A 7,378-nucleotide genomic window follows, 5' to 3' on the forward strand; every position below is an offset into this window, starting at 1 on the left:
TGTCTAAAGTCGATTAGCCAATCTCTTAACCCATATTCCAGCAAAAATATGACAGAAAGTAAAGCCAACGTCTTAATCATTGCTGCTCTTAAAGAAGAATTTGATGCTTTAATGGCAGTAACAGGCGGAATAGACTCATGGACAGACGTTAAAGAAGATAACTTTACGAAATACTACATTAAAGACTTTGAGAGTGAACAAGATTTTTCCTTCAAAGTAGCCGCCATGTGGGCTCATGGAATGGGTGCAACCGAAGCAGCAGCTTTAGCTACTGCGCTGACTAAGGAATTGAGTCCACAGTGCTTAGCTATGTGCGGTATTTGTGCGGGTCGTCGTCAATGGGGTGTTTTCTTAGGAGATGTCATAGTAGCTGAGAAAGTATTTCGCCACGATGAGGGCAAAATCAAAGAAGGACAATTACAACATGACATAACTACTTTTAATCTCAAACGAACGTGGAAAACATCTGTAGAACAAATAATGAAGGAGTGGAAACCAACTTTTGTTGATGAGCGACCACTTTCCATTGATTACCAAGCTGAATGGTTACTCAGAGCAATTGCAGCATTAGAAGCGAAGAAAATAAGTAAACTGCAAGACTATGCACCCATCAAAAAGTATGTATTAGACCGCCAAGCTACCAGAGAACGATTAAAACAAAAAAAATGGATAGAAGCAACAGGATTTAAGTTAACAGAAGAAGGAAGAGAATATCATAAGACTCAGGAATGGGACTTTCCTGATGAGCCTAAAGCAGATCCAGAGTTCAAAGTACATCTAGGAACAGTGGGAACAGGAACAGCAGTTATTCAAGATGAAAATATTTTTGACAAAATAGCCAATGTACAAAGAAAGATAATTGGTTTAGAAATGGAAGGAGAGGCGATAGGGATTGTCTCAGAAATTCAGGAAATTGAGTACATGATCTTTGTCAAGGGTGTATGTGATTACGCAGACCAGTATAAAGATGACTCCTTTAGAGACTTTGCAGCCAAAGCATCAGCATCATTTTTGAGGGATTTTCTGAAAAAATATTTACCTCAAAAAAAAAGCTCAACGAATAGAATTCCCTTTCAAGCACCTCCTTTACCTCCCTATTTTGTAAAACGTCCAAAAGTAAGTAATGAACTGAAAAATCGTCTATTATCTCAAGAAGCAGCTCAAAATGGAACTTTAGTTATTAGAGCTATTTATGGCTTAGGAGGAATTGGCAAATCTACCTTAGCAACAGCTCTAGTCCATGATACCGAAGTACAATCACACTTTCCTGATGGTATTTTTTGGGCGACTTTAGGTCAAGAACCAGATATCCTGTCATTTCTCCATGGTTGGATACAAGCATTAGGAGATTATGACTTTAAACCAACTAATGTAGATGTAGCAACTTCACAATTAAGAACCTTACTAGCAGATAAAAAAGCCTTAATTGTAGTTGATGACCTCTGGAATCTTGAACATGTAGAGCCTTTTCAAATTGCTGGAAAAGGATGTCAACTTTTAGTTACCACTAGAGAAGTTCCTGTACAAGGCGCAATTCCTTTTAATTTAGACATCATGACTCCAGAACAATCTTTAGAGTTATTAACTAAATGTTTAACTAATCAGCTAACTAGTGAAGAACGTGAAAAAGCCGAAACTTTAGCAAAAACAGTAGGATACTTACCCCTAGCTTTAGAATTAGTAGCAGCTCGGATTAATAAGGGAATATCTTGGCCAAAAATTCTCTCAGATTTACAATCAGAAATTGTCAAATTAGACAAATTAGATCTAAAGAAACCGAAACCTTGTTTATCTAATGAGGAAAAGCGAAAAAAATATAGTTTAGAAGCTTGTTTTAATCTAAGTTTAAGAGGATTAGAGTCTAGTGAATTAACTAAGTTCACTTGGTTAGGAGTATTACCAGATGATGTGACCATTACCAAAAAAATGGCAGCAACTTTGTGGGAATGTGATGAAGATAAAGCTGAAGAAACTTTAATCGATTTACGAAGTAAATCCTTATTATTACCAGGTGTGTCCAGTGAAGAAGGAATTAACTATCGTCTACATGACCTCTTACACGATTTAGCCCGTAAATTAGTTGAATTGGCCACACAACCACATGAAGATTGGCAGTTACCAGGGTTAGCACTACCTCTTTCTCAAGCTCATCAACAATTATTAAAAAGTTATCGAAAACAAACTCAAAACGACTTATGGCAGACTTTAAACGATGATGGTTATATTCATTCCAATCTTGCTTGGCATATAGAAAAAGCTGGTTGTGAGATAGAACTGCATAATTTGCTCAAAGAAGAAACAGATGAAGGGAAAAATGGTTGGTATCAGACACGAGGCAGTTTAGAACAAGTCACAGGTTATTTGGCGGATGTAAACCGCGCATGGAAACTCGCGGAAAAACTATTTGAAACAGATGGCTCTCGCTCTCAAGCAATTGGTCTCCAGGTTCGCTATGCTCTTATCCTAGCATCAATAAATAGCTTAGCCGATAATTTTTCACCTGAAAATTTGGGACAAATGGTTAGAGAAAATATTGACAATAAAGATATAGCACTTAGTTATGCTCGACAAAAAACAAATTTTGTAAAAAAATCTTTTGCACTAGCATATATAGCTGTTAATTTATCAACATCAGAATCATACATTTCAGACATAAGCAAAATATTTCAAGAATCACTAGAAACGTTTTCAAAACAGAAATATTTTTATGGACGTGAATCAAAACGGTTGGAACTGGAGGAAATTATAATTAATGGTTATAGAAATATTTGTGCTGAAAAATCTCCCAACCAAATACAAAATTCTCAATTTGATGAAGCTTTAAACATAATAAATAAATTTACCATAAATAATCAGTTGCGTGGATTAGACGTATTTTTTTCTTATTTTTTTTCTTCAGATTATAAAACGACAGTAATTCACAGATTAACCCCAAAAATAGAAGAAGTTATAGAAGAAGTTTTGGATAAAGATATACAGACTTTTATTAGTAGTAAAAATATTGATAATTGTCATAGATCCAAAAATTTAAAAATATTAATTCCCTATTTATCAACATTTTTGAGGGATTTATTGAAGGAAAAAGTAAAGCAAAAAATATCAGATTTAAATAATATAATTGATGTTATTTTCCATAGTTTTTATCCACAAAAATTGAGTTCTAATCTTTTACATAATAATGAATTAACACAAGAAATTAACACAGTATACTTAAATCTCATAGATTCTATTAAAAATTTTAGAGAGTTAGATATCATTAAATACTTAGAGAGCAGACAGCCTAGAAATAATGAAAACCAAAATTACAATAACTACGAGGTTAGGGAGGTTAGAGAGAGGAAAAAAATGGTTTTAAAAGATGAGTTAGATTTATTGTCTTCAAACTCACAAATAAATCAAATAGTTTTACTTGCTAATGAGTTAGGTTTATTGAGTTTTTTAAATTTAGAAATAGAAGAAATAGAAGAAATAGTAAAAAGGTTACTTTCTAATGAGTTAGATTCATTGCGTTTTTTAAATTTAGAAATAGAAGAAATAAAAGAAATAGTAAAAAGGTTACTTTGTGTAGTTAGTTGTCAACTATATTTAAATAATTTATTACAAGATTTAAACCTAAATAATAGTCAAATTTCTTCTATAGATAACACTACTGAAACACAAAGTCAAGAATATATAAGTCAACATAGTTCAATTTCAGCCCAGCTTATTCAAGATGACACAAATAGAATAAATACTTTATTAAAATTAGCTCCTTATCTGTCAATACCGTTACTCCAACAAATACTGGAAAGAATTCAATCAATTAGAAATAATGAGAGTCGGGCAATAGTATTAATTGACTTAATTCCTCATCTGTCCAATCCATTGTTAGCTACAGCATTAAGTATAGCCGAAACAATTGAAGCAGATGAATATAGAGAAAAAGCTTTTGTTAAGCTAATTTCTTATGTATCAGATGAGCAAAAAAATGATTTATTAGAACAAGAGATCATACCAATAATAGAGAAACGATGTCAAAAAGAATATGACAACCAAGAGCAACCTAGAATTAAAGAGTTAAATGAATTTAAAGTAGAGGCAATGGTTAAGTTAGTTTCTTCAATACCAGAATCTCTCAAAGAAAATATACTGACACCAATAATTAAAGTAGCAACGGAAATTAAAAGAGATCTAGGAAGAAAAGTATCGATTAGGAAACTTATCCCCTACTTGAATAACTCTCAATTAAAAGAATTACTGGACACAGTAAGAAAATTAGAGGATCAAAATTTATTAGTAGATATAATAGTTAAACTAGCGCCTAATGTACGACAAGATCTTTTAGAAGAAGGATTAAACGCTGTAAAGAGGATAGCACAAAACATAGGGGAAGATCAAGTCAGCATTGGAGACCAACAAAGAGATACTGACCAGAAAATATCCGATAACTTAATTAAATTAGCTCCTTTTTTTGAAAATTATTCAGACTTATTAACACAAGCTCTAAATTTAGCCAACATAATTAGAGATTCAGATCTTAGAATCAAGACGTTCGCAGAGCTTGCCTGCTATTTACATCAATTTCAGCGAGACAATATATTTAAGGATGAAGTTTTGAATAGAATTAGTAATTTCCAAACAAGTAATAGCAATAATGATGCGTATTTTACCAGTGAAGTTTTGAATAAAATAGCACCTTATTTATCAGAACAATTATTAAATGTGGCACTTGACATAGCACTAATAAAAATTAACAGCTCTTCTTATTTGAAAATAAAAACTTTAATTACTCTTATTGTGTGTTTTCCTCAATCTAATCAAACAAGTTTATTAAAAAACTATATTTTTAAAGATAATAGAGACACAAACGTAAATTTTATGGAACTTGAACCAACAGATTTAATAGAACTAGGTAAGACCATACCAGAATCAATCTTTTTAGAATTAATAAATATATGGAATAACCGAGCAATGAATATTTGGAATGAATTAAACAAGAATGAAAATGAGCTTTTTAAAGAATCTTTAGCTCTAAATACGCTTTTGTTAATTGATTATCTCCCAGAAAATAAGTTAGAAGAGGTCTTAAGAAAAATACTAAATGTTATTAGCCTTATCAACGATGATAGCAGAAAATCACAATTAGAACTTATAAGCCTATATCTTTCACAACTTCCACGGGAACAGATTTATCCGCTTTGGCGCAATACACTTCCCATTTTAGCTAGTCGCACTCGAAAAGACTTATTATCAGATCTCAGTGCTTTAATTCCTGTTATTAAATCTTTAGGTGGAACTGAGGCAATTCAAGAAATGGCTGTTGCTATTCAGGATGTAGGACGTTGGTGGCCTTAGAATACCAAAAATCTTAAGGCGATTTCCAGCAAAGAAGATACCCAATAGAGCAGGGCTATTTCATTCTAAAAAGAGTAAAAATGTGCCTGAGTCCATAACTACATAGGCGTTGCTGAATTAGCAGTTGCTTAGTATTGAATTGGTATCATTTCAAATCGCAAATAGAGCATCAGTAATCGGATTGAATACCATAACATTTTTACGCATTTTGAGTAACATAAAGTGTTTTGATGTAATCGAGCTAAGTAATGTCGCAACCGTGTGTTTTCCCCTTCTACTCTTGTCAATTTAGTTTTTGGTAAAACGGCGTGTTTCTCTGGTTCAATATAATCGGCATAAACGCAATATCCATCGGTTAAATATCTTCGACTATCCCAGATTGTAATTCTTTTCCAAAGCTGCTGAAAAGTTTGGCCACTACGGTCTCATATTTGTATTGCTAAGACTCCGGTAGTGAAGTAAATCTGTGGAAAGATAGATGAATTATGATAAATATCTGATTAGTATGATGATTGAAGAACTCAAGAAATATGCTAATGACTGTTTGGATTCCGGTAGAATGTCCACATTGCCATTCTACAAATGTAGTAAAAAATGGTTTTTCACCGAGAAGGAAAACAACGATATCTTTGTCGAAACTCCGAATGCGAGCGCCGTAGCTTTATTTGTGATTACAGTTATAATGGATGTCGAAAAGAAGTTAAGAAAAAAATACCTCGAATGGTAGTTAATGGCAGTGGAATCAGAGAGACCGCTAGAGTTTTAGAGATATCTCAAAAAACGGTAGCATCAGAACTTAAAAAAACAACCTTTAATTGAACAAGTAAATCATCAATGGTTAAAACAACGAAAAACTCAAGAAATCGAAGTAATACTTCAAAAAGCAGAAGTAGATGAAATGAAAAGTTATGTTGCTAAAAAAGGTCACGAAAGATGGCTTTGGCACGCGATCGACCATGAAAGTGGAACAATACTGGCTTATGTTCTAGGGCAAAGACAAGACCGAATGTTTTTGAAGTTAAAACGAATGTTAAAACCATTCGGAATTACTAAATTCTACACAGATAATTTGAAAACTTATCAACGTCATTTATCAAAAGAGGAAAGAATAGTAAGCAAGTATAAAATGCAGAAAATTGAAAGAAAACATTTAACATTAAGGACAAGAATTAAACGATTACAAAGGAAAACAATCTGTTTCTCAAAAATCTCTCCAATGCACGATCTAGTAATTGGACTTTATATAAATAAATACGAATTTAATAGAGAGATTATATAGCTATCCACAGATTTACTTCACTACCGAAAGATTTTGTAAATTATTTGAAGAAGTAAAAAACTTCTTTAGACCTCAAATATTTATGGGAGAATTCGTGTCTTTATTTGAGAGAAGAAAAATATTTTTAGAGAGAGTTAATTTGTTAAAAGAAATGTTTATAGCAGCTTAAGTTAAAAATAGAAAGAAAGGACTCTTTAATCAATTTCAGTCAATTTTTGAGAACCCATTTCTGACACTTTCGTTCAAACAGTTTCTAAGGTTTTAAGATAAAGATTTGTGTGAAATAATAAACACCATCCTGATTTTGATCAACCCCGATGCCAGTAAAATTAAAATTTCCCACCATATTTTTTTGATGACCAGCACTATCAATCCAACCTGCTACTGCTTGTTGAGCAGGATCACTATAACCTTGATTATAGGCCACATTTTCTGCTGATCGATGATGGGGTAATTGAGTGGCGATCGCTTCTACACGCTGTTCAAACCCTTGATGACCAAATGGAACTTTTCCCTCGGCTATATTCTGACTATGAAGGCGTGCCTGTTTAGTAATAGCTTGATTTAAGCTCAAAGGTTGTAAACCTTGCTGTTGGCGATATTTATTCACTAATTGATGAGCAGTTTGCTCTAACTGCTCTAACTTATTCATTTCCTGAGCGCCACTGGTTGCGGAGCCACCAAACTGCGAACCATTTGAAAGAAACACATCTGCTCCTGAAGTACCAGGGATATAGCGAAAGATGTCGTCTTTCCCATCTCCAT

General features: G+C 33.1%; 5 protein-coding genes and 1 pseudogene. 4 read left to right on the plus strand and 2 right to left on the minus strand.

Going from position 1 to position 7,378, the window contains the following annotated elements:
• Positions 1-48 precede the first annotated feature (48 nt).
• On the plus strand, positions 49-5,334 hold the full coding sequence (locus MW688_RS03885) for a 5'-methylthioadenosine/S-adenosylhomocysteine nucleosidase family protein (RefSeq protein WP_486734604.1): 5,286 nt from the start codon (positions 49-51) through the stop codon (positions 5,332-5,334).
• 128 nt (positions 5,335-5,462) lie between these two features.
• Here MW688_RS03885 and MW688_RS03890 read toward each other — a convergent pair.
• Positions 5,463-5,744: pseudogene (locus MW688_RS03890) on the minus strand (IS1 family transposase); the annotation flags it as partial.
• Between the two features lie 126 nt (positions 5,745-5,870).
• Between MW688_RS03890 and MW688_RS03895 the strand changes: the two are divergent.
• From MW688_RS03895 to MW688_RS03905, 3 genes are all read left to right on the plus strand, one after another.
• The gene (locus MW688_RS03895; RefSeq protein WP_486734605.1) at positions 5,871-5,993 is read left to right on the plus strand and encodes an IS1/IS1595 family N-terminal zinc-binding domain-containing protein; all 123 of its coding nucleotides are present in this window, start codon (positions 5,871-5,873) and stop codon (positions 5,991-5,993) included.
• A 61-nt stretch (positions 5,994-6,054) separates the two neighbouring features.
• Positions 6,055-6,153, plus strand: coding sequence for an IS1-like element transposase (locus MW688_RS03900; protein ID WP_486734606.1), 99 nt, complete (start codon positions 6,055-6,057; stop codon positions 6,151-6,153).
• A gap of 79 nt (positions 6,154-6,232) precedes the next feature.
• Positions 6,233-6,613 (plus strand): IS1 family transposase, encoded by a 381-nt coding sequence (locus tag MW688_RS03905; protein WP_486734607.1) that lies wholly within the window; start codon positions 6,233-6,235, stop codon positions 6,611-6,613.
• Between the two features lie 253 nt (positions 6,614-6,866).
• On the opposite strand, the gene MW688_RS03910 is transcribed toward MW688_RS03905, so the two are convergent.
• Positions 6,867-7,378, minus strand: a 512-nt coding sequence (locus tag MW688_RS03910; RefSeq protein ID WP_486734608.1) for a CAP domain-containing protein, incomplete at its 5' end; no start/stop codon positions are given.

The organism is Johannesbaptistia floridana (assembly GCF_057440575.1).

Coding starts and splice junctions, on each gene's coding strand:
- MW688_RS03885 (WP_486734604.1), top strand. CDS start 49: ATGACAGAAAGTAAAGCCAACGTCTTAATCATTGCTGCTCTTAAAGAA.
- MW688_RS03895 (WP_486734605.1), top strand. CDS start 5,871: ATGACTGTTTGGATTCCGGTAGAATGTCCACATTGCCATTCTACAAAT.
- MW688_RS03900 (WP_486734606.1), top strand. CDS start 6,055: ATGGTAGTTAATGGCAGTGGAATCAGAGAGACCGCTAGAGTTTTAGAG.
- MW688_RS03905 (WP_486734607.1), top strand. CDS start 6,233: ATGAAAAGTTATGTTGCTAAAAAAGGTCACGAAAGATGGCTTTGGCAC.